At 72.4% G+C, this 25,234-nt stretch carries 21 protein-coding genes and 1 pseudogene; 18 read left to right on the top strand and 4 right to left on the bottom strand.

From position 1 onward, the window contains the following. Positions 1 to 6: 6 nt before the first annotated feature. The 4 genes from HAV39_RS29865 (at position 7) to HAV39_RS29880 (ending at position 4,279) form a co-directional block, all read left to right on the top strand. On the top strand, positions 7 to 921 hold the full coding sequence (locus HAV39_RS29865) for a DUF3152 domain-containing protein (protein ID WP_191842494.1): 915 nt from the start codon (positions 7 to 9) through the stop codon (positions 919 to 921). Continuing rightward, positions 921 to 1,796 (top strand): DUF3152 domain-containing protein, encoded by an 876-nt coding sequence (locus HAV39_RS29870; protein ID WP_191842495.1) that lies wholly within the window; start codon positions 921 to 923, stop codon positions 1,794 to 1,796. Before HAV39_RS29865 ends, HAV39_RS29870 begins: the two co-directional genes overlap by 1 nt. A 176-nt stretch (positions 1,797 to 1,972) precedes the next feature. After that, entirely contained in the window at positions 1,973 to 3,154 is a 1,182-nt protein-coding gene (gene moeZ, locus HAV39_RS29875; protein WP_191842496.1) for an adenylyltransferase/sulfurtransferase MoeZ, read from the top strand. A 243-nt stretch (positions 3,155 to 3,397) separates the two neighbouring features. Continuing rightward, positions 3,398 to 4,279 carry a prenyltransferase/squalene oxidase repeat-containing protein gene (locus HAV39_RS29880; protein WP_239120574.1) on the top strand — a complete coding sequence of 294 codons (882 nt, stop codon included), beginning with the start codon at positions 3,398 to 3,400 and terminating at the stop codon, positions 4,277 to 4,279. 126 nt (positions 4,280 to 4,405) lie between these two features. Here the strand turns inward: HAV39_RS29880 and HAV39_RS29885 are convergent, their stop codons facing one another. Together HAV39_RS29885 and proB are read right to left on the bottom strand one after the other, a co-directional pair. Continuing rightward, complete coding sequence (locus HAV39_RS29885) at positions 4,406 to 5,650, bottom strand: glutamate-5-semialdehyde dehydrogenase (RefSeq protein WP_191842497.1); 1,245 nt, start codon at positions 5,648 to 5,650, stop codon at positions 4,406 to 4,408. Positions 5,651 to 5,762: 112 nt separating this feature from the next. Continuing rightward, complete coding sequence (gene proB / locus HAV39_RS29890) at positions 5,763 to 6,878, bottom strand: glutamate 5-kinase (protein ID WP_191842498.1); 1,116 nt, start codon at positions 6,876 to 6,878, stop codon at positions 5,763 to 5,765. A 152-nt stretch (positions 6,879 to 7,030) separates the two neighbouring features. Here proB and HAV39_RS29895 point away from each other — a divergent pair, with 152 nt between their 5' ends. Beyond that, positions 7,031 to 7,324: an MGMT family protein gene (locus HAV39_RS29895; RefSeq protein WP_191842499.1), complete on the top strand. Its 294-nt coding sequence runs from the start codon at positions 7,031 to 7,033 to the stop codon at positions 7,322 to 7,324. 239 nt (positions 7,325 to 7,563) lie between these two features. On the opposite strand, the gene HAV39_RS29900 is transcribed toward HAV39_RS29895, so the two are convergent. Beyond that, positions 7,564 to 8,964 (bottom strand): gamma-glutamyltransferase, encoded by a 1,401-nt coding sequence (locus HAV39_RS29900; RefSeq protein WP_191842500.1) that lies wholly within the window; start codon positions 8,962 to 8,964, stop codon positions 7,564 to 7,566. 28 nt (positions 8,965 to 8,992) lie between these two features. Here HAV39_RS29900 and HAV39_RS29905 point away from each other — a divergent pair, with 28 nt between their 5' ends. The 6 genes from HAV39_RS29905 to HAV39_RS29930 all read left to right on the top strand — a co-directional run bounded on the left by HAV39_RS29905 (position 8,993) and on the right by HAV39_RS29930 (position 14,921). Then, positions 8,993 to 10,381, top strand: a complete 1,389-nt coding sequence (locus HAV39_RS29905; protein ID WP_191842501.1) for an MFS transporter — start codon at positions 8,993 to 8,995, stop codon at positions 10,379 to 10,381. Between the two features lie 43 nt (positions 10,382 to 10,424). Continuing rightward, positions 10,425 to 11,450: a hypothetical protein gene (locus HAV39_RS29910; RefSeq protein WP_191842502.1), complete on the top strand. Its 1,026-nt coding sequence runs from the start codon at positions 10,425 to 10,427 to the stop codon at positions 11,448 to 11,450. 10 nt (positions 11,451 to 11,460) lie between these two features. Next, entirely contained in the window at positions 11,461 to 11,982 is a 522-nt protein-coding gene (locus tag HAV39_RS29915; RefSeq protein ID WP_120317207.1) for an NADH-quinone oxidoreductase subunit B, read from the top strand. A gap of 52 nt (positions 11,983 to 12,034) precedes the next feature. Further along, positions 12,035 to 13,342 carry a DUF2252 domain-containing protein gene (locus tag HAV39_RS29920; protein ID WP_191842503.1) on the top strand — a complete coding sequence of 436 codons (1,308 nt, stop codon included), beginning with the start codon at positions 12,035 to 12,037 and terminating at the stop codon, positions 13,340 to 13,342. Between the two features lie 68 nt (positions 13,343 to 13,410). After that, on the top strand, positions 13,411 to 13,968 hold the full coding sequence (locus tag HAV39_RS29925) for an NADH-quinone oxidoreductase subunit C (protein ID WP_191842504.1): 558 nt from the start codon (positions 13,411 to 13,413) through the stop codon (positions 13,966 to 13,968). Further along, on the top strand, positions 13,965 to 14,921 hold the full coding sequence (locus HAV39_RS29930; protein ID WP_191842505.1) for a complex I subunit 1/NuoH family protein: 957 nt from the start codon (positions 13,965 to 13,967) through the stop codon (positions 14,919 to 14,921). The genes HAV39_RS29925 and HAV39_RS29930 overlap by 4 nt, the downstream gene beginning before the upstream one ends. Before the next feature lie 37 nt (positions 14,922 to 14,958). Here the strand turns inward: HAV39_RS29930 and HAV39_RS29935 are convergent, their stop codons facing one another. After that, positions 14,959 to 17,559 carry a carboxypeptidase-like regulatory domain-containing protein gene (locus HAV39_RS29935; protein WP_191842506.1) on the bottom strand — a complete coding sequence of 867 codons (2,601 nt, stop codon included), beginning with the start codon at positions 17,557 to 17,559 and terminating at the stop codon, positions 14,959 to 14,961. Positions 17,560 to 17,740: 181 nt separating this feature from the next. On the opposite strand from HAV39_RS29935, the pseudogene HAV39_RS29940 reads away from it, so the two are divergent. From HAV39_RS29940 to htpX, 7 genes and pseudogenes are all read left to right on the top strand, one after another. Next, a pseudogene (locus tag HAV39_RS29940) lies at positions 17,741 to 18,284 on the top strand (NuoI/complex I 23 kDa subunit family protein); the annotation flags it as partial. After that, positions 18,247 to 18,780 carry an NADH-quinone oxidoreductase subunit J family protein gene (locus tag HAV39_RS29945; protein WP_191842507.1) on the top strand — a complete coding sequence of 178 codons (534 nt, stop codon included), beginning with the start codon at positions 18,247 to 18,249 and terminating at the stop codon, positions 18,778 to 18,780. The pseudogene HAV39_RS29940 and the gene HAV39_RS29945, both read left to right, overlap by 38 nt. Then, positions 18,780 to 19,163 carry an NADH-quinone oxidoreductase subunit NuoK gene (gene nuoK, locus HAV39_RS29950; protein ID WP_191842525.1) on the top strand — a complete coding sequence of 128 codons (384 nt, stop codon included), beginning with the start codon at positions 18,780 to 18,782 and terminating at the stop codon, positions 19,161 to 19,163. The genes HAV39_RS29945 and nuoK overlap by 1 nt, the downstream gene beginning before the upstream one ends. Beyond that, on the top strand, positions 19,160 to 20,929 hold the full coding sequence (locus HAV39_RS29955; protein ID WP_191842508.1) for an NADH-quinone oxidoreductase subunit 5 family protein: 1,770 nt from the start codon (positions 19,160 to 19,162) through the stop codon (positions 20,927 to 20,929). The genes nuoK and HAV39_RS29955 overlap by 4 nt, the downstream gene beginning before the upstream one ends. Beyond that, on the top strand, positions 20,926 to 22,419 hold the full coding sequence (locus HAV39_RS29960) for a complex I subunit 4 family protein (RefSeq protein WP_191842509.1): 1,494 nt from the start codon (positions 20,926 to 20,928) through the stop codon (positions 22,417 to 22,419). The genes HAV39_RS29955 and HAV39_RS29960 overlap by 4 nt, the downstream gene beginning before the upstream one ends. Then, positions 22,416 to 23,930, top strand: a complete 1,515-nt coding sequence (locus HAV39_RS29965) for an NADH-quinone oxidoreductase subunit N (protein ID WP_239120575.1) — start codon at positions 22,416 to 22,418, stop codon at positions 23,928 to 23,930. Before HAV39_RS29960 ends, HAV39_RS29965 begins: the two co-directional genes overlap by 4 nt. Before the next feature lie 213 nt (positions 23,931 to 24,143). Then, positions 24,144 to 25,019: a zinc metalloprotease HtpX gene (gene htpX, locus HAV39_RS29970; protein ID WP_191842510.1), complete on the top strand. Its 876-nt coding sequence runs from the start codon at positions 24,144 to 24,146 to the stop codon at positions 25,017 to 25,019. Positions 25,020 to 25,234: the final 215 nt, after the last annotated feature.

Raw genomic sequence — 25,234 nt, forward strand, 5'->3', positions numbered from 1 at the left:
GTGTCGATGCGCACCGCCCTCGCACCGCCCCCGCGGACCGAACGGGAAGCTCCCGTCCGGTCGTCGCGAGTGGAGTCGGGCAGGCTCAGCCGGGCTCGTGCCCGGCAGCGCCGCCGCCGCGCGACAGCCGTGTGCGTGCTGCTCGGCGCGGCCCTGCTGGTGGGCGTGGACCTGCTGCGCGGTGGGCCCGAACCGGTGCCCACCAAGCAGGTGGCGTCGACCCCCGCGGTGACCGACAGCCCCGAGCCCGCGGCGGAGCAGTCACCGCCCGCGGCGCAGCCGTCACCCAGCGTGCAGCCGGAGGCCGTCTACCAGATGGCCGGCGAGTTCCCCGCGTCCGGCCCGGGGACCTGGACGTACGCGAGCGGCCAGAGCGAGGTGCTGGGCACCGCGGGCGCCGTCAAGAGGTTCCGGGTCGCGGCGGAGAAGAACGTGGCCGACGAGGAGCTGGACGTGTTCACCAGCATGGTGGACGAGACGCTGGGCGACTCGCGCAGCTGGATCGCGGGCGAGCAGTACCGGCTGCAGCGGGTGCCGTCCGGGTCGGCGTACCAGTTCACGATCTACCTGGCGACCGGTGAGACGACCCGCAAGCTGTGCGGGGCGGGCGGCATGGACACCCGGCTCGACGGCGTCTCGTACACCTCGTGCCGCCTGCCCGGGCGGGTCGTCATCAACCTCAACCGCTGGCGGATGTCGGTGCCCGACTACGTCGACGGCAAGATCGACCTGCACACCTACCGGCAGTATGTGATCAATCACGAGGTGGGCCACGAGCTCGGCCGCTTCCACGAGGGCTGCCCGGGCCAGGGCAAGCCCGCGCCGGTCATGCAGCAGCAGACGTACGGCCTCAAGGGCTGCACCGCCAACTCGTGGCCGTACGTGGACGGCAAGCGCTACACCGGGCCCCCGGTGGCCTGATGCGCGGCGAGCTGGAACTCTTCGAGCGGCAGGAGGCGGCCCCGCGCCGCCCGGCCGAGGACGCGCCCGGGTTCCGGGCCCGCCGCCGAGCCGTCATCCAGGCGCGCCGCCGCCGGAACGGGGTCCTCGTGGCCGGCGTGCTGGGCGTGGTCGTGGTGCTGGTCGGCATCGACCTCGCGCGCGGCCAGGACGGCCTGCTCCTGCCCGGACCCGCCGCACCGGTGGCGGGTTCCGCGGCACCGGGGGTGTCGGCGGAGCCCGAGGCGTCCGGGCAGCCCCGCGAGGAGAGCACGCCCGCGCCGGCGGGCGGCGGCACGTTCGGCTACGCCACCGGCACCGGCAAGGTGCTGGGTGCCGCGGGCACGCTGCACAAGTTCCGCGTCGCCGTGGAGAAGGGCGCCGACGCCGAGGTCACGGCGTTCGCGACCGAGGCGGAGCGGATCCTCGCCGACCCGCGCGGCTGGACGGGCGGTGGCAAGCACCGCTTCCAGCGCGTCGCCGAGAAGGCGAGCTACGAGTTCACCGTCTACCTGGCCACCGCCGGCACCACGCAGAAGATGTGCGCCGCGGGCGGCCTGCACACCGAGGGCTTCAGCTCCTGCCGCCTGCCCGGACAGCTCATCGTCAACCTCGACCGCTGGTCGCAGGCCGTCCCCGGCTACGGCGCGCCGCTGCCCGACTACCAGGCCTTCGCCCTCAACCACGAACTCGGCCACCAGCTCGGCTACGGCCACGAGGCCTGCCCCGCCCCCGGCCAGCCCGCCCCCGTCATGCAGCAGCAGTCCACCGGCCTCAAAGACTGCACCGCCAACCCCTGGCCCCACCCCGCCGCCCCCACCGACCCCGCCCTCTACCGCGGCCCCACCATCCCCTGACCGGGCCACGGGCCTCCGGCCCGAGCCAGTTGATCATGAACTTATGGCACGGTTCGGCGGCGTGTCGCGGGAATAAGTTCATGATCAAATGAAGGCTGATCTGCGCGTGATGCAACTCGCATCCCAGCGGGTTGGAGATCATGGCATTCCCTACCGCGGCGAGCGAGAATATGCCTATGTCGTTGCCGCCGCTTGTGGAGCCTGCCGAGTCGCTCTCGGTGGACGAGATCCGCCGCTACAGCCGCCATCTGATCATTCCCGACGTGGGTGTCGAGGGGCAGAAGCGGCTCAAGAACGCCAAAGTGCTGTGCGTCGGCGCCGGAGGGCTCGGCTCGCCCGCGCTGATGTACCTGGCCGCGGCCGGGGTCGGCACGCTGGGCATCGTCGAGTTCGACACCGTCGACGAGTCGAACCTGCAGCGCCAGATCATTCACGGCCAGTCGGACATCGGCCGGCCCAAGGCGGAGTCGGCCGCCAACAGCGTCCGGGAGATCAACCCGTACGTGAACGTGGTCATCCACAACACCGCGATCGACCGCGAGAACGTCTTCGAGATCTTCGGGCAGTACGACCTGATCGTCGACGGCACCGACAACTTCGCCACGCGTTACCTGGTCAACGACGCCGCGGTGCTGCTCGGCAAGCCGTACGTGTGGGGCTCGATCTACCGCTTCGACGGCCAGGCCAGCGTGTTCTGGGCCGAGCACGGCCCCTGCTACCGGTGCCTCTACCCGGAGCCGCCGCCGCCCGGCATGGTCCCGTCGTGCGCCGAGGGCGGCGTGCTGGGCGTGCTGTGCGCCAGCATCGGCTCGATCCAGGTGACCGAGGCGATCAAGCTGCTGGCCGGCATCGGCGAGCCGCTGGTCGGGTCGCTGATGGTGTACGACGCGCTGGAGATGTCGTACCGCAAGATCCGGGTGCGCAAGGACCCGTCCTGCGTGCTGTGCGGCGAGAACCCGAGCATCACCGAACTGGTCGAGGACTACGAGGCCTTCTGCGGCGCGGTCTCCGTCGAGGCGCAGGAGGCGGTGGTCGACGCGACCATCACCGCCCGCGAGCTCAAGGAGTGGCAGGACGCCGACAAGGACTTCCTGCTCGTCGACGTGCGCGAGCCGGCCGAGTTCGAGATCGTCCGCATCCCGGGCAGCGTGCTGATCCCCAAGGGCGAGATCCTGTCCGGCGAGGCGCTGGCCAAGCTGCCGCAGGACAAGCAGATCGTGCTGCACTGCAAGTCGGGCGTGCGGTCCGCCGAGGCGCTCGCCGCGCTGAAGGCGGCCGGGTTCAAGGACGCGGTGCACGTCCAGGGCGGCGTGCTCGCCTGGGTCAAGACCGTGGACCCGTCCCTGCCCAGCTACTGAGTCCGTTCGCGACAGACGCCGGCCGTGCCCGTCACGGCCGGCGTCTTCGTGTCCGGCGGCGGCTGTCGGCAACGTCTCCGGCCGGGGCACTGTGACTTCGAACACTGTCCATATCTGACAACTGCCCGCGCCGATGCCGACAACGGCACGTCACCAGGCCCGAACTGGTGCCTTCTCGCGTTGTTCGGCCGTTATTTCACCCGCCAGTGCTGTTGACCTTGACCAACCTGATGAGGCCGGACGGTGACCGGGCACGTACCCTCGATGACCGTGGTGGATCTCGACGCGGCTATCGGTTTCGTGGTGAAGAAGGGCGACCCGGTCGACCGGGCACGCCTGTCGTACCTGCGTACCGGCGTTTCGCCGGCCGAGGAGATACTCGCCGCGGCCGAGGCCGGCCAGGCGGACGGCGGCGGGTGGTTCGCCACCCAGCGCGGCAAGATCCCTTCCGTGGACGTCACCTGCTTCCGGCTGGCGCAGCTCGACGACCTCGGCGCGCTCGGGCGGCCCGGCGTCAAGCGGGCCTTCGACTGGCTGGCCGGGCGCCAGGCGACCGACGGCAGCTGGCAGGAGGCCAAGGAGCTGGCCGCGGACGCGCCCGAGTGGGCGCAGCCCGGCGACCCGGAGGCCACGCTCTACCTGACCGCGAACGCCACGTTCTGGCTCACCGTGATGGGGCTGGACGTGCGCTCGTCGCTGCCGTACGGCGACCCGACCCCGATCCCGTACGCCGACGCGGCCCTGCGCGGCGCGGAGTTCATCAAGAGCAGCCTGAACTCGGACGGCACCTGGCCGTCCTACCTGGTCACCGGCTGGCTCGGCGCGGCGGTGATGTACCGGCAGGACATGTTCTACGAGGCCGCCCGGATGCAGGCGGTGCTGGGCGAGCGCCTGCCCGCGATGGCACCCTCCGACGCCGCGGCCATGGCGGCGGCCCTGCGCCGGGTGGGCGTGTCCGCCGACGACTGGACCATGATCGCGGCCAAGCGCCGCCTCGCGGAGACCCAGCGCACCGACGGCGGCTGGGAGTCCGAGGACGGTGAGGTGTTCGACGTACACCTCACCCTCAACGTCATCCGCGCCCTCTACGAGATCACCCCACCCAACCGCAGCACCCTCCTCTGACCATGCGCGGCCTGCCCACCTGCGACAACTCTTGAAGACTCGCGGCCTCAGATCGTCTCTGAGGCCGCGAGGCTTCAAGAGTTGCGACACGGGCTGACCCGCGGCACGGGCTGACCGCGGCGCGGGTCAGGCGCGGATCTGGCCTTCGCCGGTGATGACGTACTTGGTGCTGGTCAGTTCGGGCAGGCCCATCGGGCCGCGGGCGTGCAGCTTCTGGGTGGAGATGCCGATCTCGGCGCCGAAGCCCAGCTCGCCGCCGTCGACGAAGCGGGTCGACGCGTTCACCAGCACCGCCGCCGCGTCGACCTGCGCGGCGAACCGGTTCGCGGCCGCCAGCGACGCCGTGATGATCGCCTCGGAGTGGCCGGAGCCGTGCCGCCGGATGTGCGCGACCGCCTCGTCCAGCGACGGCACCACCCGTGCGGACAGTTCCAGGGCCAGATACTCGGTGCCCCAGTCCTCCTCGGTGGCGGGCACGACGTCAGCGGAGTACGCCGCGACCTCCGGCGAACCGTGCACCGTCACGCCGTGCTCGCGCAGCGCGGCCAGGGCCGCGGGCAGGAACGCGTCCGCGACCGCCGCGTGCACCAGCAGCGACTCGGCCGCGTTGCACACCGAGGGCCGCTGCACCTTGGCGTTGAGCAGGATGGTCAGCGCCATGTCCAGGTCGGCGGACTCGTCGACGTAGATGTGGCAGTTGCCGACACCGGTCTCGATCACCGGGACCGAGGACTCCTCGACCACGGTGCGGATCAGCGACGCGCCGCCGCGCGGGATCAGCACGTCGACCAGGCCGCGCGCCCGCATCAGCTCCTTGACGCTGTCCCGGGTGGCCGAGTCGACCAGCTGCACCGCGTCGGCGGGCAGCCCGGCCGCGACGAGCGCGTCGCGCAGCACGGCGACGATCGCCGCGTTGGACCGGGCCGCCGAGCCGGAGCCGCGCAGCAGCACGGCGTTGCCCGACTTCAGGGTCAGCCCGGCCGCGTCCGCGGTGACGTTCGGGCGGGCCTCGTAGATGATGCCGACCACGCCGAACGGCACCCGCAGCTGGCGCACCTGCAGGCCGTTGGGCAGCGTGCCGCCGCGGACCACCTCGCCGACCGGGTCCGGCAGGCCCGCGATCTGGCGCAGGCCGTCGGCCATCCCGGCCAGCCGCGACGCGTTCAGCGCGAGCCGGTCCACGGTCGACTCGGGCGTGCCCTGCTCGCGCGCCAAGGCCACGTCCAGGCCGTTGGCTTCCAGGATCTCGGGGGTACGCGCGGCGAGCGCGTCGGCCATCGCCGCCAACCCGGCGTCCTTGGCCCTGCGCGACGCCGTGGCCAGCACCTGTGCCGCCGTGCGGGCGCGCGTCGCCTGCTCGATGACGCTCATCTCGTTTCCAGCCTTCCGTCAGTGCGTGAGTTCGTGTCGGCGCAGCTCAGCCCGCATACGGCGTTAAGAAGGTGCCCTTCCGCTACGCATAGCGATAACAAGGTGCCCTTCCTTACAGCAGGACGAGGTCGTCGCGGTGGATGACTTCGCGTTCGTAGGCGGGGCCGAGGGCGGCGGCGAGTTCGACGGTGGAGCGGCCGAGCAGGCCCGGCAGCTCCAGGGCGTCGTAGTTGACCAGGCCGCGGGCCACCGCGCGACCCGCGACGTCGACCAGGTCGACCGGGTCGCCCGCGGTGAACGCGCCGTCGACGCCGGTGATGCCGGCCGGGAGCAGCGAGGCGCGGCGGTCGACGATCGCGGTGACCGCGCCCGCGTCCAGGTGCAGGCGGCCGCGGGCCGTGGTGGCATGGGCGAGCCAGTGCAGCCGGGCGGTCGCGCGTACGCCCGCGGGGTGGAAGAGCGTGCCCACCGCCTCGCCGGACAGGGCCGCGGCGGCCAGCGGCGCGGCGGTCAGCACCACCGGGATGCCCGCGTCGGTCGCGATGCGGGCCGCCTCGACCTTGGTGACCATGCCGCCGGTGCCCACCCCGGCGCTGCCCACCCCGCCCACCGACACCTCGGCGAGCTGCGCGAAGTCGGTGACCTCGTCGACCTTCCGGGAGCCGGGCCGCGACGGGTGGCCGGTGTAGAGCGCGTCCACGTCCGACAGCAGCACCAGCAGGTCGGCCTGCACGAGCGCGGCCACCAGCGCGGCCAGCCGGTCGTTGTCGCCGAACCGGATCTCCTCGGTGGCCACGGTGTCGTTCTCGTTGATGATCGGCACGGCCCGCATGTCGAGCAGTTTGCGCAGCGTGCGATGCGCGTTGCGGTAGTGCGCCCGCCGGGTCACGTCGTCGACGGTCAGCAGCACCTGCCCCACGGTCCGCCCGTGCCGCCCGAACTCCTCGGTGTACGCGTGCATCAGCCGCCCCTGGCCCACGCTGGCCGCGGCCTGCTGCGTGGCCAGGTCACGCGGTCGCCGCGACAGCCCGAGCGGGGCCAGCCCCGCCGCGATCGCCCCCGACGACACGAGCACGACCTCCCGCGGCCGCTCCCGGTCGTCCACGCTGCACAACGCCCCCACCAGGGCCGCCAACCGCTCCGGAGCCAACCCTCCGGCGGCCGTCGTCAACGACGACGACCCCACCTTCACCACCACCCGGCGAGCCCGGGTGACTACTCCACGCATCCGCCCATTCTGCCGCCCCCACCGCCCCCCACCCCGCACCGATCCCACCCACTGGCGCGCCCTCCCACCCCCACCCGCGTCGATCATGAACTTATGGACGTGCTCGACGGCGTGTCGCTGCCTTGGGGTCGTGGTCAACTAGCCTGACCCGCATGACCCCCGAGGAGTACACCGAAGCGGTGCTGCGGATGGTCGAGGCGATCCCGCCCGGCCGGGTGATGACCTACGGTGCGATCGCCGACGCGCTCGCGGACGAGTCGGGCCGCAACTCCGCCCGCCGCATCGGCACGATCATGGCGAAGCACGGCGGCGGGGTTCCCTGGCACCGCGTCGTCGGCGCGGGCGGCCGCCTGCCTCCCGGCCACGAGAACGAGGCCCGCCGCCGCCTGGCCGCCGAGGGCGTCCCGTTCCGCGGCGACCGCGTAGCCGCCTCCGCCATCAACTGACCCCCGCCCGCCCGCCCACGCCCGTGGCAGGCCGCGGCCGCCGCCCCTCAAGGTCGCCGGACTTGCCTGGCACCTGTGCGTATCTTGGCCACGCTTTCCCACGATTGCCCGGCAAGTCGAGCGATCAACGGCACCGGGCAGCACCGCATGCTTGGGTGATCATGAAGTTGTGGTCACGACACGCCGTCGAGCCGTGCCATAGGTTCATGATCAACTCGAAGGGGTCAGCCCGAGGGGGGTCAGAGGAGGCGGGCGGCGCCGCCGCGGCGGGGGTCGCCGGAGGCGCCGGTGGTGCCGATGGCGGAGACGCCGCCGAAATAGTGGCTGCGGTGCGGCCAGCGGTTGACGGTGTAGCCGGCCTCGGCCAGGGCCATCTCCTCGGGGACCGGGAAGTGCGGTTCGACGTGGACCACGTCGTCGACGGGGTGCAGGCGCGGGGCGCGTACCGCGTCCGGGGTGTCCAGGCCGTCGACGAGCACGCCGACCAGGGTGCGCAGCAGCGCGGACCGGATCCGGGACGCCCCGGCCGAGCCGATCGCCAGCCGCAGCGCCCCGCCGGGATCGAGCACCACGAGCGGGCACATCATCGAGGCCAGCCGCTCGCCGGGGGCCAGCTCGCCGGAGTACAGCTCGCCCTCGCCGAGCATCGAGTTGAGGTGCACGCCCAGGCCGGGCAGCCAGACCCCGGAGCCGAGGCCGAGCGTGGTGGTGATGACGCAGGCGTTGCCGGCGCCGTCGACGGCGGTGACGTTGGTGGTGTCGCCGAGCCGGTCGTCGGGGCCGCGTACGTCGAGCGCGTCGGCCAGCACCACGGCGCGCTCCGGGCGGGGCATGGCGGCCAGGTCCGGAGGCAGGCCGCGCAGGGTCTGCACGGTGCGGTTGAGGTCGGCGCGGCCGAGCACGGTGCGTCCGGCCAGCTCGGCCGTGGTCACCGCCCGTTCGAGCACCTGGTACGCGGACAGGTCGAGCGGCCCGAGCGCCCCGCCGTCGGCGCGCACCGACTCCACCACGGCCGCGCCGAGCTTGCCGGTGTAGCAGGTGCCGGGTCCGTCCTCGGCGAGGATGTCCAGCGCATCGGCCAGCCCGGCGTGGAACAGCCGGTCCCCGCCCTGCAGCAGGTTGCCGCCGGGGGCGTACGCGGGACCGCCCTGGCCGGGCAGCATCGCCTCGATCAGCGAGGGCAGGGTGACCGCGTGCGCGAAGGGCATGGCGGTGCCGGTGCGGGCCAGCTCGGCGGCGGGCGCGACGACGTCGGCCCAGGGCAGGGCCCCCCAACGTGAGTGAATCTCGCCACATCCGGCGGGCAGGCCGGGGACCGCGACGGACGCCCCGCCGATCTCGTAGGGCAGCGGCACCTCACCGAACCGGACCGCGATCGGCGTCATGGGCTCCGCCTTACGATCGCCGTCCAGGCCGGGCATTGCGACGAAGAAATCAAGGCAAGTGACCTGGCCAGTCGAAGCTTCGTAGTAGGTGGCGAACCCCCCGCCGCCCAACCCAGTGAAGATCGTCTCGGCCACGCAGGCGGCCAGGGTCGCGGCGACCCCCGCATCCGCCGCCGTTCCGCCCATCCGCAGTAGCCGAAGGCCTACATCAGCGGTGGCCGGATGGCCCGCTGCCACACCGGCAGGTACCAGCATTCACTCGCCTCCCGTACCATCCGCGCTCATGACATCCAGTGTGGAGGTGATGGAGGCCCCGGACGAAGCGCTTCCCACTCGTGTGCGAGTCGGATATTCGCTCGGCTCCCTGGTGACCGGTGCTTTCGGCACCGTCCCCGGTCTGTTGCTGCTGCCGTACCTGACCGACACCCTGGGTGTCGCGGCCGGTCTGGCGGGCCTGCTGGTGCTGCTGCCCAAGGCCTGGGACGTCATGCTCAACCCCGTGGTCGGCCGTATCTCGGACCGCACCCAGACGCGCTGGGGTGCCCGCCGCCCCTACCTGCTCTTCGCCGGCCTGGGCATGGCCGTGCTGTTCGCGCTGCTGTTCGCGGCCCCGTTCGGCGACGGCGGCCAGGCGGGCCTGTACGTCGCGGTGATGTTCCTGTTGACGGCCACCGCGTTCGCGTTCTTCCAGGTGCCCTACGTGGCCATGCCCGCCGAGATGACCAGCTCGTACTCCGAGCGCACCCGGCTGATGACCTGGCGGGTGGCGCTGCTGGCCACCTCGATCCTGGTCTCCGGCGCGATGGCCCCGATCATCCGCGACGCGATGGGCGGCGGCCTGCCCGGCTACCGCTGGATGGCGCTGTTCGTCGCGACGATCATGGTGGCCGGCACGCTGATCGTGTTCGTGAGCACCCGCTCCGCGCCGACCGGCGCCATCACCGCCAGCGAGCCGTCGCTGCGCGCCCAGCTGAAGGTGGTCGCCGCGAACCGGCCGTTCCGGGTGCTGGTGGCCTGCTTCGTGGCGCAGTCGACCGGGGTGGCCTGCATGCTCGGCGGCGTCGAGTACTTCGCCAAGCACGTGCTCGGCGACGCGGGCACCACCACCGCCCTGTTCGTGGTCGTGGTCAGCCCGGCGCTGTTCGTGATGCCGGTGTGGCGGCGGGTCGGCGAGCGCCTGGGCAAGCTCAAGGGCTACGTGGTCGCCTCGATCACGCTCACCGTGGCGACGCTCGCGCTGTCGGCCGCCCCGCTGCTGCCGCACTGGACGATCTACTCGATCATCGCCGTGATGGGCTTCGGCTACGCCGGGCAGCAACTGTTCGGTCTGTCGATGCTGCCGGACTGCATCGCGTACGACACGGCGCGCACCGGCAAGCGGCAGGCGGGTGTGTTCACCGGCGTGTGGACCGCGGGGGAGACCCTGGGGCTGGCGCTGGGCCCGTTCATCTTCGGCGTCGTGCTCCAGCTCTTCGGCTACATCTCCACCACCGCAGGTGAGACGGTCGCGCAGAGCGATCTGGCGAAGACGGGAGTACTGCTCGGGTTCACCGTGGTGCCGGGTCTTATCGTGGGCATCGCGCTGGTGCTGCTGCGGGGGTACGACCTCGGCGGCGACCCGGCCGTCACCGACCACGCCGAACCGCTGCCCGAGGCGGCTCCGGCCAGGTAGCTCCACGTTTGTGTACAGGACCTCAGGGGAGGGTGCACGCCACATGTTCGTGCAGCAGGTTCAGCGGTTCCACCAGCTCATCCTCGGCCAGGATGTGAACTCCGCGCTGGCCGCGGTGGCACCGCTGGTGCAGGCGGCCCGGCTGGCCCCGGCGCACGAGCTGACCCCGGCGGTCACCCACCTGGCCCCGGCCATCGGGGCGGCGCCGATCCCGTTCGTCGCGGCCACCGCGGCCACCGCCGCGGGCGCGCTGGTCGAGCTGGGCGGGTCGCCCGGCCCGCTCACCCGGATCGTGCTGGAGCGCCTCGGCAGCGCGCTGACCGGCACCCACGCGTTCATCGACGCCTGGATGGCGCACGGCGGCGGGCGGGCGCTGCCGGAGCGCACCCAGATGGACGTCACCGTGGCGACCGGCCTGCTGGCCTCCCAGCTCGGCCCCGACCGGGCGATGCCACTGGTGGCAGCGTGGCGCGACGCACCGCACTGGGCGCTGGCCGCGGTGGCCTGCCTGCACCACGCCGAGGCGCGGGCCCAGCTCGGCGACCGTGCCGCGTGGACCGCGCAGGTCGACCCCCTGCACTCGGCCGCGCCCGCGTTCATGCGGCTCATCCTGGCGCTGCGCATCGTCGACGAGCACCTGCTGGTGCTGCACCGGCCGACCCGGCGCGGGGCGATGGTGTTCGTCAGCGGCGTGGCCGACAACTTCCAGCTGCAGACGCTGCTCGCCGACGCGCTCATCGGGGCGGGCCTGGTGCAGGGCAAGCGGCCCGACGCGCGCTGGGTCAGCGCGTTCCAGCACGGGCCGGACGGCACCGTGCTGGAGCACGTCGACGACAGCTTCCACCTCACCGACGCGACCGGCGCGACCATGCGCAACGAGGCCGGTCCGGCCGACATCGCCGTGGTCAGCGGCTCGCGCATCCTGGTGCTGGACGACGCCCGCTACAGCCGGCACTGGCGGCCGGGCCGGCGCTTCCCGATCACCGCGCAGGTGCGCGTCGACCGCATCCTGACCCAGGAGGAGGTCGAGGCGTGGTTGGGCTACGTTCCGCCGACCTCCGCGGTCTAGGCTGAGCCGTATGGCCCTGCCCTCAGTGCTCGGAGACCCGATCAAGTTCGTGCTGAACTGGGGTCGGCGCTACTCGCTGTGGGTGTTCAACTTCGGGCTGGCCTGCTGCGCGATCGAGTTCATCGCCAGCAGCATGGGACGGCACGACTTCATGCGCCTCGGCGTGATCCCGTTCGCGCACGGCCCCCGCCAGGCCGACCTGATGGTCGTGTCGGGCACGGTCACCGACAAGATGGCCCCGGCCATCAAGCGGCTGTACGACCAGATGCCCGAGCCGAAGTACGTCATCTCCTTCGGCGCGTGCAGCAACTGCGGCGGGCCGTACTGGGACTCGTACTCGGTGACCAAGGGCGTGGACCAGATCATCCCGGTGGACGTGTACGTGCCCGGCTGCCCCCCGCGGCCGGAGGCGCTGCTGCACGGCATCCTGCGCCTGCAGGAGAAGATCGCCGCGGAGCAGTCCGGCTTCGGCGGCGTGCACCGCCCCGACCCGGCCGCGCTGACCGCCCCTATCGTGTCACCACCGCGCTGACCTGTCCGCTTTCCGCAGCGCCCGGTTGCGATCACGCGTTAGCGTCCAACCCATGACGCGATCAGAACAGATCCTGGACGTGCTGGTCACCGAGTTCGGGCCGCTGATGACGGCCGAGCCCGCGGCGTTCCGGCGCAAGTTCCGCAAGATGGCGTCCAGCGCGTTCGCGTTCTACCGCGGCAGCGCCGCGCTGTTCTACGCCGACATGAACGGGCAGTACGCCGACGACACGTTCCTGACCCCGCAGACCAGCCGGGTGTGGATCCACGGTGACCTGCACGCGGAGAACTTCGGCACCTACATGAACGCCGAGGGCGTGCTCGTCTTCAACGTCAACGACTTCGACGAGGCGTATGTCGGCCCGTTCCTGTGGGACCTGCGGCGGCTGTGCGCCAGCATCGCGCTGCTCGGCTACGCCAAGGCGCTGTCCGACGAGACCATCGGCTATCTGATCAAGGACTTCGCCGGGGCGTACCTGGCCGAGCTGCGGGCCATCGCGCTCGGCGGGGACGACGCCATCGGCTCGCTGACCCTGTCCACCACCACCGGCCCGCTGCACCGGGTGCTTCAGCAGGCCCGCCTCAACACCCGGGTGGACCTGCTCCAGGGCATGACGGTGATCGACCGGTACGAGCGCCGCTTCGTCGAGCGCGAGGGCGTGTACCGGATCGACGCGCCGACCCGCAACGCCGTCGAGGAGGCCTTCCGGGGCTATCTCGGCACGCTGAACCCGCACCACGCGCACAACGGCCACGCCGGGGTCGAGCGCACCATCAAGGACGTGGTGCTGCGCAAGGGCGTGGGCATCGGCTCGGCCGGGCTGCCGTCGTACAGCCTGCTGCTGGAGGGGCACACCCAGGCGCTGGAGAACGACGTGGTCGTCTACATGAAGCAGGCGCAGACCCCGGCGGTGGCCCGGCACATCGAGGACGCGCGGGTGCGCGGCTACTTCCTGCACCAGGGCCACCGCACCGCCGAGTCGCAGCGCGCGCTGCAGGCCGCGGCCGACGCCTGGCTCGGCTACACCGAGCTGCACGGGGTCGGGCAGCTGGTCGCCGAGGTGTCGCCGTACGCGGCCGACCTGGACTGGTCCGACGTCAACGAACCCGACGAGCTGGTCAGCGTGGTGCGGGAGCTGGGCCGGGCGGTGGCCCGCATGCACTCGGTCGCCGACGACGAGTCCAGCCACGACCTGGTGGACTTCTCCACCGAGGAGGCGATCGTGGCCGAGCTCGACCGCGACGAGGCCGGGTTCGTCGGCGGGCTGGTCGAGTTCGCCCACGCGTACGGCGCCCAGGCGCGTACCGACCACCAGCTCTTCGTCGACCTGTTCCGCAACGGCGCGATCCCGGGCGTGTGAGCGTCGGCCGGTCCGCGGGTCGCGCTGGCGCGGGCGCGCCGGGCGGCGGCGGGCATAGGATGCCGGGCATGACGCCGGAGGAGATCGGGGCGCGCCTGACGGAAGCCGTCGCGGGCGCGCAGGCGGGTGTGTCGGGCGGCGGCCCGTACGCGCGCGCGGTCGTCGACGTGCCCGCCGCGGCGTGGGTGCCCGCGCTGACCGCCGCCCGCGACGAACTGGGCTGCGACTTCTTCGACTGGCTGTCGGCCGTGGACGAGCTGGACGCGGGCTGTGACGTGGTCGCGCACGTGTGGTCGACGGGTCGGCGGCACGGGGTGCTGCTGCGCACTCGGGTGCCGGCCGACGGCACGCTGGAGTCCGCCGTGGACGTGTACCCCGGCGCGGCCTGGCACGAGCGGGAGACCTACGAGATGTTCGGCATCGGCTTCCCCGGCCCGCTCGAACCGCTGCTGCTGCCGCCCGAGTTCGAGGGGCACCCGCTGCGCAAGAGCTTCGTGCTGGCCAGCCGGGTCGCCAAGCCGTGGCCCGGGGCCAAGGAGCCGGGCGAGTCGGAGACCGGCTCCAAGCGCCAGGCCGTCCGCCCGCCGGGCGTGCCCGCACCGGGGGAGTGGGGGCCGGGAGCATGATCTGGGACGTGATCTTGAGGGTCGGCCTCGTGGCGGTGGCGTTCCTGACGCTGCCGCTGCTGGTCGGCCAGACCGAGCACAAGGTGATGGCGCACATGCAGGCCCGGCTGGGCCCGATGTACGCGGGCGCGTTCCACGGCTGGGCGCAGCTGATCGCCGACGGCGTGAAGTTCGCGCAGAAGGAGGACGTGACCCCGCGCGCCGCCGACGGCCCCGTGTTCCGGCTCGCGCCCGCCGTGGCGCTGCTGCCGTACCTGCTGGTGCTGCTGGTCATCCCGCTCGGTCCGGGCGACCTGGTCGGGCAGCGGCTCGACGTGGGCCTGTTCTTCGTGCTGGCCGTGGTCGGCGTGGGCGTGATCGCGGTGCTGATGGCGGCGTGGGCCTCGGCGAACAAGTACTCGCTGCTCGGCGGCCTGCGCGCGGCGGCCCAGCTGCTCGGGTACGAGCTGCCGTTCGTGCTGTCCGCGGCGAGCGTGGCGATGGCCGCGGGCACGCTCAGCCTGCCCGGCATCGTGGCCGCCTGGCAGCCGTGGTGGCTGCTGTGGCAGCTGCCCGCGACGATCGTCTTCTTCGTGTCGGGGCTGGCCGAGATCCGCCGCCCCCCGTTCGACATGCCGATCGCCGATTCCGAGCTGGTCTTCGGCTACATGACCGAGTACACCGGCCTGCGCTTCGCGTTCTTCCTGCTCGCCGAGTACGTCGGCATCGTGGTGATCTCGGCGCTGACCGCGGCGCTGTTCCTCGGCGGCTGGCACGGTCCGTGGGCCGATTCGGTCGGCTGGCTGTGGATGCTGCTCAAGACCGGCGCGGTGGCGTTCGTGGTGATCTGGCTGAGGGTGTCCTGGCCCCGGCTGCGCGAGGACCAGCTGCAGCGCCTGTGCTGGCTGGTCCTGGTGCCGCTGGCGCTGGCCCAGCTGGTGCTGACCGCCGGGGTGCGGGTGGCGCTGAACTAGCACCACCCGCACATCGGAGGGCCGCCGCCGCGCGGAGCTACGGCTGCATCCCGCGGGGGGTCGCCGGGCGCATCCGCTGCGGCATCGGCGTCGGTTCGGAATCCAGGCAGTTCTGCCCCGGCGTCAACGTGAGCTTGTTGATCAAGCTGACGCCGACCTGGTGGTACGGAGTCAGCCGGCTGCCGGTGGCCGAGTACGCCCAGCAGCGATGGCCGTCGTAGTCCAGCCGGACCACCACGTGCCGGCCATACGGGAGGACCATGCCGGCGCCGCTGCCCGCGGCGTCGATCATCGCGCGGGTCGACGCGTCGTAAACAAGCACATTCCACATCGTCGGCGCCGTCCCGCCGACCGCGAAGGACTGCCCTACGGTGGCCGGTCGCAGCGCGGGGTCCGCCGCGATGCCCCCCCGTGAGGTGATCACCACCGACGCGGGTGCGCCGGCCTCGCCCGTCCTGACGGTCACCTTGCCGGGGCCCGAATAGGCGATCACCCACCGGTACGGGCCCAGGTCACTGAAGTTGTAGAAACCGCCGTCGCCGCAGCTCATCATTCCGGGACCCGCGTCGGCGCAGGAGTACGGCACCGGCCAATTGGTGACCGCCTCCCGGATGATGCCGTGTACGGAGCCCGATTCGGCGGCGACGATCGTCGGCGCCGTCGTGACCGCTCCCTGTTGCAGGAGCAGCGTGGCCGCACTGCGGCGGTCGCCGGTCCCACCCTGATAGCCGAGCCACTGGGCCCCGGCGATGCCCCGGGACCTGACGAACAGCTGCACGTATCCCGGCTGGAAGGGGCCGAGCAGCAGCGATCCGTCGGCGGCGGGCCGGGCGCAGACCGGCGAACCGTCGTTGTCGGTCTCCATTCCCCAGCGCCCCCGCACCGCGTGGACGCAGACGTCGGGGAAGAGGTACGTGTTGACCCTGTCCTGGTAGGTGGTGGCGACGACGGCGCCCGGTTGCATGGTCAACGTGACCTGGGTGATCTCGCCCGGCCTGGCGGTGACCGAGATCTGCGCGGGGTAGTGGTACGGCGCATGCGTCGCGCTGAGTCCGTAGGAATTGGGTTGCCAGCCCAAGGTCACGCGATAGGTGCCATCGACGTCGGTGCAGACCGACAGCACACAACCACCGGACAGCGTCGCGCTGGTGACGGCGTCCCGGAGCGTGACCTCGACAACGGCCGGTCCCAGGAGTGATTCGGTGATCTCGGTGGTCTGGCCGTCCGTGATGGTGATGACGCCCGCGTCGGTGCTGTCCAACTCGCCCGGGTACCACTGCTGGGGGCGCCAGGTGGTGGGCGTCGTCGGATGGAGCTGGAGCCGGTATTGGCCGGCCGGTAGCTCGGGCAGGTCGATCGTGCCGTCGAAGCGGACCGGCAGGGTGTACGTCCAGGCGCTGTCCACCCTGGACAGCGTGGCGGTGGTGCCCGGGTACGGCAGACTGCCGTCGTGGTCGCTGATCCGTGCCAGCAACCGCCCCGAACCCGGGCGTAGGGTGATCGGGATGGGCTGGTTCGCCGCGCCCATGGCGATGACGGGTTCTGGATCGTCGACCATCCATGCAGTGGCGAATCCGGGCGCGCTCGCCTTGGTGTACACAGCGGCCTGGGTAAACAGGTTCGGGAAGGTGAACCTGCCCTCGGCGTCGGTCCGTGTGGTGCCGAGGGGGACCAGGCCGGTGGCGTACATGGTGACCTGCGCGTCGGCGACCGGTGTCGCCCCGGGCTGCGCGAGGACGCGGCCCTGCCTGGTGATGAACGATGGCACGGCGGGGATCGGGTCGACCGCCAGGAACTGCTCGGTCAGCTCGACGACGCCGCCGTCGGTGACCTCGACGACCGCCGCGTCCGCCTGCGCGGCCCGGGCCGGGTACCACTGCCTGGGGTAACCGCTGCCGGAGAACGACACGCGGTAGCGGCCGACCGGGATCTCGCGCTGGAAGCCGCCGTCGAACGCGATGGTGTAACCGACCGTCCTGGCCGCGTCCACCGGGTCGAAGAAGACGGCGGCGTTGACCGCCGGGGCACCGTCCTGGCGCGTCACGGAGCCACGGACCGTGCCCAGCCGCCGCTCGATCCGGAAGTCCGCGACCGGTGCCAGACCGGGATACACGTCGACCCGTGTCGCGTAGGCCTGCTCCAGCGCCCCGGGCCACCACTGTGCGTGCGGGCCGACGGTGGCCTTCAGGTACATCCCGTAGGCGCGGGCGTTGCCGATCGTGTACCTGCCGTCGGCTCCGGCGCAGGTGCGCGCGAGAGTCTGGCGGTTCCCGTTGTACGCGGTCACGCAGGCCCCGGCGATCGGTTCGCCCGACGCGGCGTCCGTGATCGTGCCGCTGATCTGGCTCGTGGTCGGCGCGGCCGCCGCTGCCTGCGCGGGCTGCGGCGAGGCCGGCGGCGGCGCGGGGACGGTCGTCGCCTCCGGTGCCGTGGCGGCAGGCGCGGCCGCCTGGTTGGCGGACTGGTCGGCGGACCGGCCGGCGGGCTGAGGCGCGGCGGCCTGCGTGGCCGCCAGCTGTGCGGCCTGCTGCCACGCGCCGGTGGTGACCGCCGAAGGTGAGCTGGCAGCATCGGCACTTGGTGAAATGACGGCGGCTGTGGCTAGGATTGCCAGCGCGGCCTTCGCGTATCGACGCATCGGTCCTCCCCGTGTGAAACCGACTCACCGTAGCGGAGATCGTCCGGCATTGGATCATCCGTCTGTACCGGTGCTCGCGCGCTGACCGGCGACACGGCAGGATGGGACGTATGAGCGAGCCCGCCGAGCGAATCATGTGGTCCGGTACTCGTGCGGCCGACGAGCGCAGCGAGGAGGGGGCATGAGCATTCCCGGTGCGGGATTGGGCAAGGGCCTGGCGGTCACGCTGAAGACCCTGGTGACCCCGTCGACGACGCAGCAGTATCCGGATGTGGCACCCGAGCTGCCGCCGCGCTCCCGGGGCGTGATCGCCCTGCGCGAGGAGAACTGCACGGTCTGCATGCTGTGCTCGCGCGAGTGTCCTGACTGGTGCATCTACATCGACTCGCACAAGGAGGAGGTCGTGGTGCCGGGCGCGGCCCGCCCCCGGCAGCGCAACGTCCTCGACCGGTTCGACATCGACTTCTCCCTGTGCATGTACTGCGGCATCTGCATCGAGGTGTGCCCGTTCGACGCCCTCTACTGGTCGCCGGAGTTCGAGTACGCCGAGTACGACATCCGCGACCTGATGCACGACAAGGACCGCCTCGGCGAGTGGATGGCCACCGTGCCGCCGCCGCCCCCGCACGATCCGCTCGGTGAGCCGTCGAAGGAGGAGACCGCCGTGGCCAAGCGCGCGAGCGCCTCGTGACCCTGACCGATGTGCTGCTGGCGGTGGTCGGCCTGGTCGCGGTCGCGGGCGGCGTCGCGGTGGTCAGCACCAAGCAGCTGGTACGGGCCGGCCTGTGGCTCGTCGTCGCGCTCGGCGCGGTCGCGGTGGAGTTCCTGCTGCTGGGCGCGGAGTTCGCGGCCTGGGTGCAGGTGCTCATCTACGTCGGTGCGGTGGTCGTGCTGCTGCTGTTCGCGGTGATGCTGACCCGTGCGCCGATCGGCCGCAGCGCCGATCTGGACCGCCCGGCGCTGCCGGCGGCGCTGGTCGGCGCGGCCGCGGGGCTCGGCCTGGCGGCGCTGTTCGCCGGCGTGTTCGGACAGTTCCAGGTCCCCGCGCCGCGGGTGGGCAGCGCCGAGCGCATCGGCGACTCCGTCTTCGGTGACTGGGTGCTGCCGTTCGAGGTGCTGTCGATCCTGCTGCTGGCCGCCCTGGTCGGCGCGATCGTGCTGTCGCGCCCGGCCGGGCCCGCCCCGCAGTCCGACGCCGTGGCGCAGGGGAGCGGCCGATGATCCGGCCGGTGATCCCGCTGGTGACCGCGGCGCTGCTGTTCGGCCTGGGCGCGTACGGCGTGCTGCGGCGGCGCAACGCGGTGCTCGTGCTGATGTCGGTCGAGCTGATGCTCAACGCGGTGAACCTGATCCTGGTCACCGGCGACACCATGCGCGAGCGGGTGACGGGCCAGGTCTTCGCGCTGTTCGTGATCGTGATCGCGGCGGCCGAGGTGGGCGTGGGCCTGGCGCTGGTGCTGCGGCTGTTCCGGCTGCGCCAGGACATCAACACCGACCAGGTGGCGCTCGACGAGCCGCGCGGCGACGCGCCGTCCGGCGAGCCCGGGCCGGCCGAAGCCCGTGCGGCGGCCGGTGCGCCCACGCTCGACGGGGAGCAAGGATGATCGCGACACTGGTGCTCGCTCCGCTGGTGTGCGGGCTGGTCGGCCTGCTGCTGCCGATGCGCAACCGGCCGCTCGGCGCGGCCCTGGGCATCGCCGGGGCGGCGGTCAGCCTGGTGCTGACGGTGCTCCTGCTGGCCGACGGCACGCGCGGGGAGTTCTCGACGACCTGGGCCCGCTTCGGCGACCTCGGGGTGACGCTGACCGCGCTGGTCGACACGCGCGCGCTGCTGATGTCCCTCGCCGTCGCGGTGGTGGCGCTGTGCGTGCAGGTCTACTCGGTCGGCTACCTGGCCGGGGACGGGCGCTACGGGCCGTACGCCGCCCAGATCTCGATCTTCACCGGCGCGATGCTGACCGTGGTGTTCTCCGGCGACCTGATCTCCCTGCTGATCGGCTGGGAGGTGATGGGCGCCTGCTCGTACCTGCTCATCGCGCACGACCGCACGCTGCCCGAGGCGCCCGCCGCGGCGGTGAAGGCGTTCCTGGTCACCCGGGTCGGCGACATCGGCTTCCTGCTCGGCATCGTGCTGCTGGGCGTCACCGCGGGCAGCTTCCGCATCACCGAGGTGCTGGCGGCGGTGCCGTCGATGTCCGGCGCGACGGTGACCGCGGCGGCACTGCTGCTGCTGGCCGGCGTGGCCGGCAAGAGCGCGCAGTTCCCGCTGCACACCTGGCTGCCCGACGCGATGGCCGGCCCGACGCCGATCTCCGCGCTCATCCACGCGGCCACCATGGTCGCCGCTGGTGTGTACGTGGTGGCGCGGCTTTTCCCGGTTTTCGCGGCCTCCCCGACGGCGCTGGCCGTGATGGCGGCGATGGCCGGGGTGACCCTGCTGCTCGGCGCGCTCGCCGCGACCGCCGCCGACGACATCAAGCGTGTGCTGGCCTGGTCGACGGTCTCGCAGCTCGGCTACATGATGGCCGCGCTGTCCGCGAAGGCCGTCGACGCGGCGATGTTCCACCTGCTGGCTCACGCCGCGTTCAAGGCGCTGCTGTTCCTGTGCGCCGGCTCGGTGATCCACGCGGTGGGCAGCAACCTGATGTCGCGGATGGGCGGCCTGCGCAAGGACATGCCGCTCACCTTCTGGACCATGACCATCGGCCTCGGCGCGCTGGTCGGCCTGCCGCCGTTCGTCGGCTTCTTCAGCAAGGAGGCCGTCGTCGGCGCGCTGCACACCCAGCCCGCGCTGTGGCTGGCCGCGCTGCTCGGCGTCGCGCTCACCGCCTGGTACTCCACCCGCCTGTGGCTGCTGACCTTCTTCGGCCCGGCCCGTGACGCCGCCGTGCATGCGCACGAGCCCGGCTGGGCCATGCGGGCCCCGCTGCTGCTGCTCGCCGTGCCCGCCGCGGGTCTGGGCATCGGTGCGCTGGTCGCCGACTACGAACTGGCCCACCTGAGTCTCGAACTGATCCTGCCGCTGGCGCTGGCCGTGCTCGGCGTCGCAGCCGCCTGGTGGGGCTGGCGGCGTGCCGACGGCGGCGACCCGGCGGCGGTGCTCGGCGAGGCCGGGCCGTTCCTGGCGAGCGGCCTGGGCCTGGACACGGCGCAGGACCGCCTCGTGGTCCGGCCGGTGCGGGCGCTCTCGCGGGCGGTCACCTTCGTCGACGTGTCCGGCGTGGACGGCGCGGTCAACGGCCTCGGCCGGGCGACCGCCGGAGCCGGGGCCGGGCTCGCGGCCTGGCATCGCGCGGCACTGCCCCGGGCGCTGGCCGGGGTCCTGATCGGCGCGGTGCTGGTGACGGTGACGGCGGTGGTGTTCGCATGACGATCTCTGCGTTTCTCCTGGTGGGCGTATTGGTGGTGCCGCTGCTCGGGGCCGTCGCCGCGTTGCTGCTGCGCGCGCGGGCCGGTGCGATCACGGCCACCGTCGTCGCGGCGCTCACCGTGCTGCTCGCGGCTCCGATGTTCGTCACGCGCGGCGTGGTGAAGCCGGTCGGCCGGGGAGCCGGGCTGTGGCACGAGGTCGACTGGACCTGGGTGCCCGCGCTGGAACTGCGGCTGAACCTGGGCGTGGACGGCATCTCCTATCCCCTGGTCGTGCTGACCGCGCTGCTGACGTTGCTGTGCTGCGGCTATCTGGTGTGGCAGCGACCGGAACGGGCCAACCAGCTGGCGGCGCTGCTGCTGGTTATCGAGGTGGGCATCCTCGGCACCTTCCTCGCCTTCAACCTGGTGCTCTTCTTCCTCGCCTTCGAGGTGGTGCTGCTGCCGATGGCGGCGGTCATCGCCGGCTGGGGCGGCCCGGCCCGGCGCGCGGCCGCGCTGAAGTTCGCGCTCTACACCCTGGCCGGGTCGGTGCTGCTGCTGGTCGGCGTGGTCGCGGTCGTGACGCAGACCGGGACCGCCGACATCGCGCGGCTGACCGCCGAACCGGGCCTGCTGCCGCACGACGCCCAGCTGTGGATCTTCGGGCTGTTCGCGCTCGCGTTCGCGATCAAGAGCCCGCTGTGGCCGCTGCACACCTGGCTGCCCGACGCGCACACCGAGGCCCCGACCGTGGGCAGCGTGATCCTGGCCGGTGTGCTGCTGAAGATGGGCACGTACGGGCTGATCCGGGTCGGGGTCGGGGTCACGCCGGAGGGCGCCGTGGCGTTCGCGCCCGCGCTGGGCGTGCTCGCCGTCGCCGCGATTCTCATCGGCTCCCTGGTCTGCCTGTCCCAGATCGAGGTCAAGCGCCTGATCGCGTACTCCTCCGTCGGTCACATGGGCTTCGTGCTGCTCGGCATCGCCACCCTCAACGAGATCGGCCTGCAGGCCGCGCTGATCGGCAACATCGCGCACGGCCTGCTCACCGGCCTGCTGTTCTTCCTGGCCGGGGCGATCAAGGACCGCGCGCACACCGGCCTGCTGGCCGACCTGGGCGGGCTGCGCGAGCGCCAGCCCTGGCTGGCCGGCGTGCTCGGCTTCGCCGCGCTGGGCAGCCTCGGCCTGCCCGGCCTGGCCGGGTTCTGGGGCGAGGCGTTCGCCGTGGTCGCGTCCGTGCAGCGCGGCGGCACCCTGTGGACCGTGCTGGCCGTGCTGGCCGCGATCGGTGGCGCGCTGACGGCGGCATACCTGCTGCGGCTGCTGCGCCGGGTCAGCCACGGCCCGCAGGCCGCGACGCTGGCGGGGGCGCCCGAGGCCCGGGTTCCCGAACTGGTCGCCTGGTCGCCGCTGGTGGCCCTGGCGCTGCTGCTCGGCGTCATGCCGATGCTGGTGCTGGGCATGTCGGCCGACGCCGTGGCCGCGCTGACGACGAGAGCGGTGGCACCGTGAACCTCCAGTTGATGCTGCCCCTGCTGGTCGCCGCCGGGACCGCGCTCGCGGTGCTGGTCGTCGACTTGATCACGCAACCGCGCTGGCGCTGGCCGGTCGGCGTCGGACTGCTCGGCGCGCTGGCGACGGCGGTGACCGCGGCAGTCACCGTGCCGCGCCAGATCGGCACCTTCTGCGCCGGGCTCGCCGCACCCGGCAGCGACGCGATCATGCCGGTGGACTGCGCGCTCGTCTTCGACTCCCGGGCCCGCCTGGTATCGCTGCTGGTCGCGGCGCTGACCGTGGGCGCGCTGCTGCTCTACGTCCCGGCGCTGCGCCGCGGCGACGCGCCCGCCGGCGAGACCGTGTTCCTGTTCGCGTGCGCGATGACCGGCGGTGTCGCGCTGGCCGCGGCCGGCGACCTGATCACCCTCATCGTGGCCCTGGAGACGCTGACCATCCCGCTGTACGCCCTGGTCGCGCTGCACCGACGGCGGGCCGGCGAGGCCGCCGCGGCCGCGGTGACGTTCTTCGCCAACAGTGTGGCCGCGACCGCGGTGACCCTGCTCGGCGCGGCGCTGCTCTACCTCGCCTCGGGCACCGTGCAGCTGCGCGGGCTGGTCTCGGCGCCGCTGTTCGCCACCGGCCAGTGGCGTCCCGTGGCGCTCACCGGCCTGGCGCTGATCCTGGTCGGCCTCGGTTTCAAGGTCGCCGCCGCGCCGCTGCACGCCTGGGCCCCGGCCACCTACGAGGGCGCGCCGGTGCCCGTCGCCGCGTTCCTGTCCACCGCCTCCAAGCTGGGCGGCGTCGTGGCGATCCTGATCGTCGTCGACGGCGTCCTGGTCACCGGCGCGGCGGGCGACGACCGCGGCATGCTCATCACCGCGGGCATCACCCTGTCCGTGCTGGCCGCCCTGTCGATGCTGGTCGGCACGCTGGTCGCGCTGCGCCAGCGCCGCACGGTGCGCCTGCTGGCCTGGTCCTCGATCGCGCAGGCCGGGTTCATCCTCGCGCCGCTGGGCGGGCTCACCGGGCTGGCGCTGGCCGGGCAGGCCGACGGGCTGCTCGACGCCGCGCTCGAGTACACCGTCTTCTTCCTGGTGCTGGAGCTGGCCGCGTTCAGCGCGGTGGTGGCCCTGCGGCCGGACGAGCCGGACGGCGGCACCCTGGCCGACCTGCGCGGCCTGGGCCGGACCGCACCGTGGCGGTCGGCCGCGCTGACCTTCGCGCTGGTCGGCCTGGCCGGGCTGCCGCCGATGCTGGCCGGACTGTTCGCCAAGATCACCGTGATCCAGTCGCTGCTGCGCGTCGACTCCTACCGGCTGGCCCTGCTCGTGGCGCTGGTCTCGGTCATCGGCCTCGCCGTGTACTGGCGTCCCGTCTCGGCCCTCTACCGCTCGACCGGAGGCTCCGGCGAGCCGGCCCGCGTGCCGTGGGCCCCCGCGGCGGCGCTCGGCCTGGCCACCGCCGCGGGCGTCCTGCTCACCGTGGACCCGCAACTGGTCTACGCCGCCGTCGCCGCCTGGCACTGACGCCCGGCGCCTCCGCGTCGAAGATCGCTGTTCGGTGCCCGGACCTGCGGTTCGACCGCAGATCTTGACACGGAACAGCGATCTCCACCGCGACGCTGCCGCCAAACCCGAGTTTTCAGCATGTTCACAGCGCCCGGCGGGAACGTGGAGACCAGGAGCACTGGTTGAAACGGATGCGCGGTCCACCGACCGCGCCACTCGTGGAGGGAAGGCATGCACAGCCACAACGGCTTGAAGACGGCGGCCCTGCTCGGCCTGCTGACAGCGATCATCCTCGGCATCGGCTACTGGTTCGGCGGCAGCGCGGGCCTGTTCATCGCCGTCATCGTGGCGGTGCTCATGAACGGTGTGAGCTACTTCTTCTCGGACAAGCTCGCACTGCGCTCGATGCGCGCCCAACCGGTCAGCGAGGCCGAATTCCCCCAGCTCTACCAGATGGTGCGGGAACTCGCCCAGCAGGCCGGACAGCCCATGCCCCGCCTGTACGTCAGCCCCACCATGCAGCCCAACGCCTTCGCCACCGGCCGCAACCCGCAGCACGCGGCGGTCGCGGTGACCGAGGGCATCACCCGCATCCTCGACTACCGGGAACTGCGCGCCGTCATCGGCCACGAGCTGTCGCACGTCTACAACCGCGACATCCTCATCTCCAGCGTCGCCGGGGCGCTCGCCGGCATCATCACCATGCTGGCCAACCTCGCCTGGTTCATCCCGCTGGGCGGCGATGACGACGACGGCCCCAACCCCCTCGCGCTGATGATGATGCTGATCCTCGGCCCGCTGGCCGCGACGATCATCCAGCTCGCCATCAGCCGCAGCCGGGAGTTCCAGGCCGACGCCTCGGGCGCGCAGCTCACCAACGACCCGCTAGCCCTGGCCAGCGCGCTCAAGAAGATCCACATGGGTGTGCAGCAGATGCCGCTGCCCGCTGAGGGGCAGCTCGCCAGCACGGCCCACCTGATGATCGACAACCCGCTGAAGGGCGGCGGCATCGCGTCGCTGTTCTCCACGCACCCGCCGATGGAGGAGCGGGTCCGTCGCCTGGAGGCCATGGCCGCCAGCTCCGGCCCCATCCAGTACATGCGCTGACGCTCCACGGGAAAGGCCCCGCCATACCGGCGGGGCCTTTCTCGTGTTCGCCACATCCGACGGGGGCGCGATCCGTGGGTGTTAGCCGGCGAGGTCGGGCAGCATCTGCCCGCGGTGCGCGAACCAGGTCAGGGAGTCCCTGATGCCCTCCTCGACGGACTGTTCCGCCCGCCAGCCGAGCAGGTCCGCGGCGCGGCTGCTGCGGGTGTAGGCGC

The sequence above is a fragment of the Catellatospora chokoriensis genome (assembly GCF_011297315.1).
In the GTDB taxonomy this organism is placed as follows: domain Bacteria; phylum Actinomycetota; class Actinomycetes; order Mycobacteriales; family Micromonosporaceae; genus Catellatospora; species Catellatospora citrea.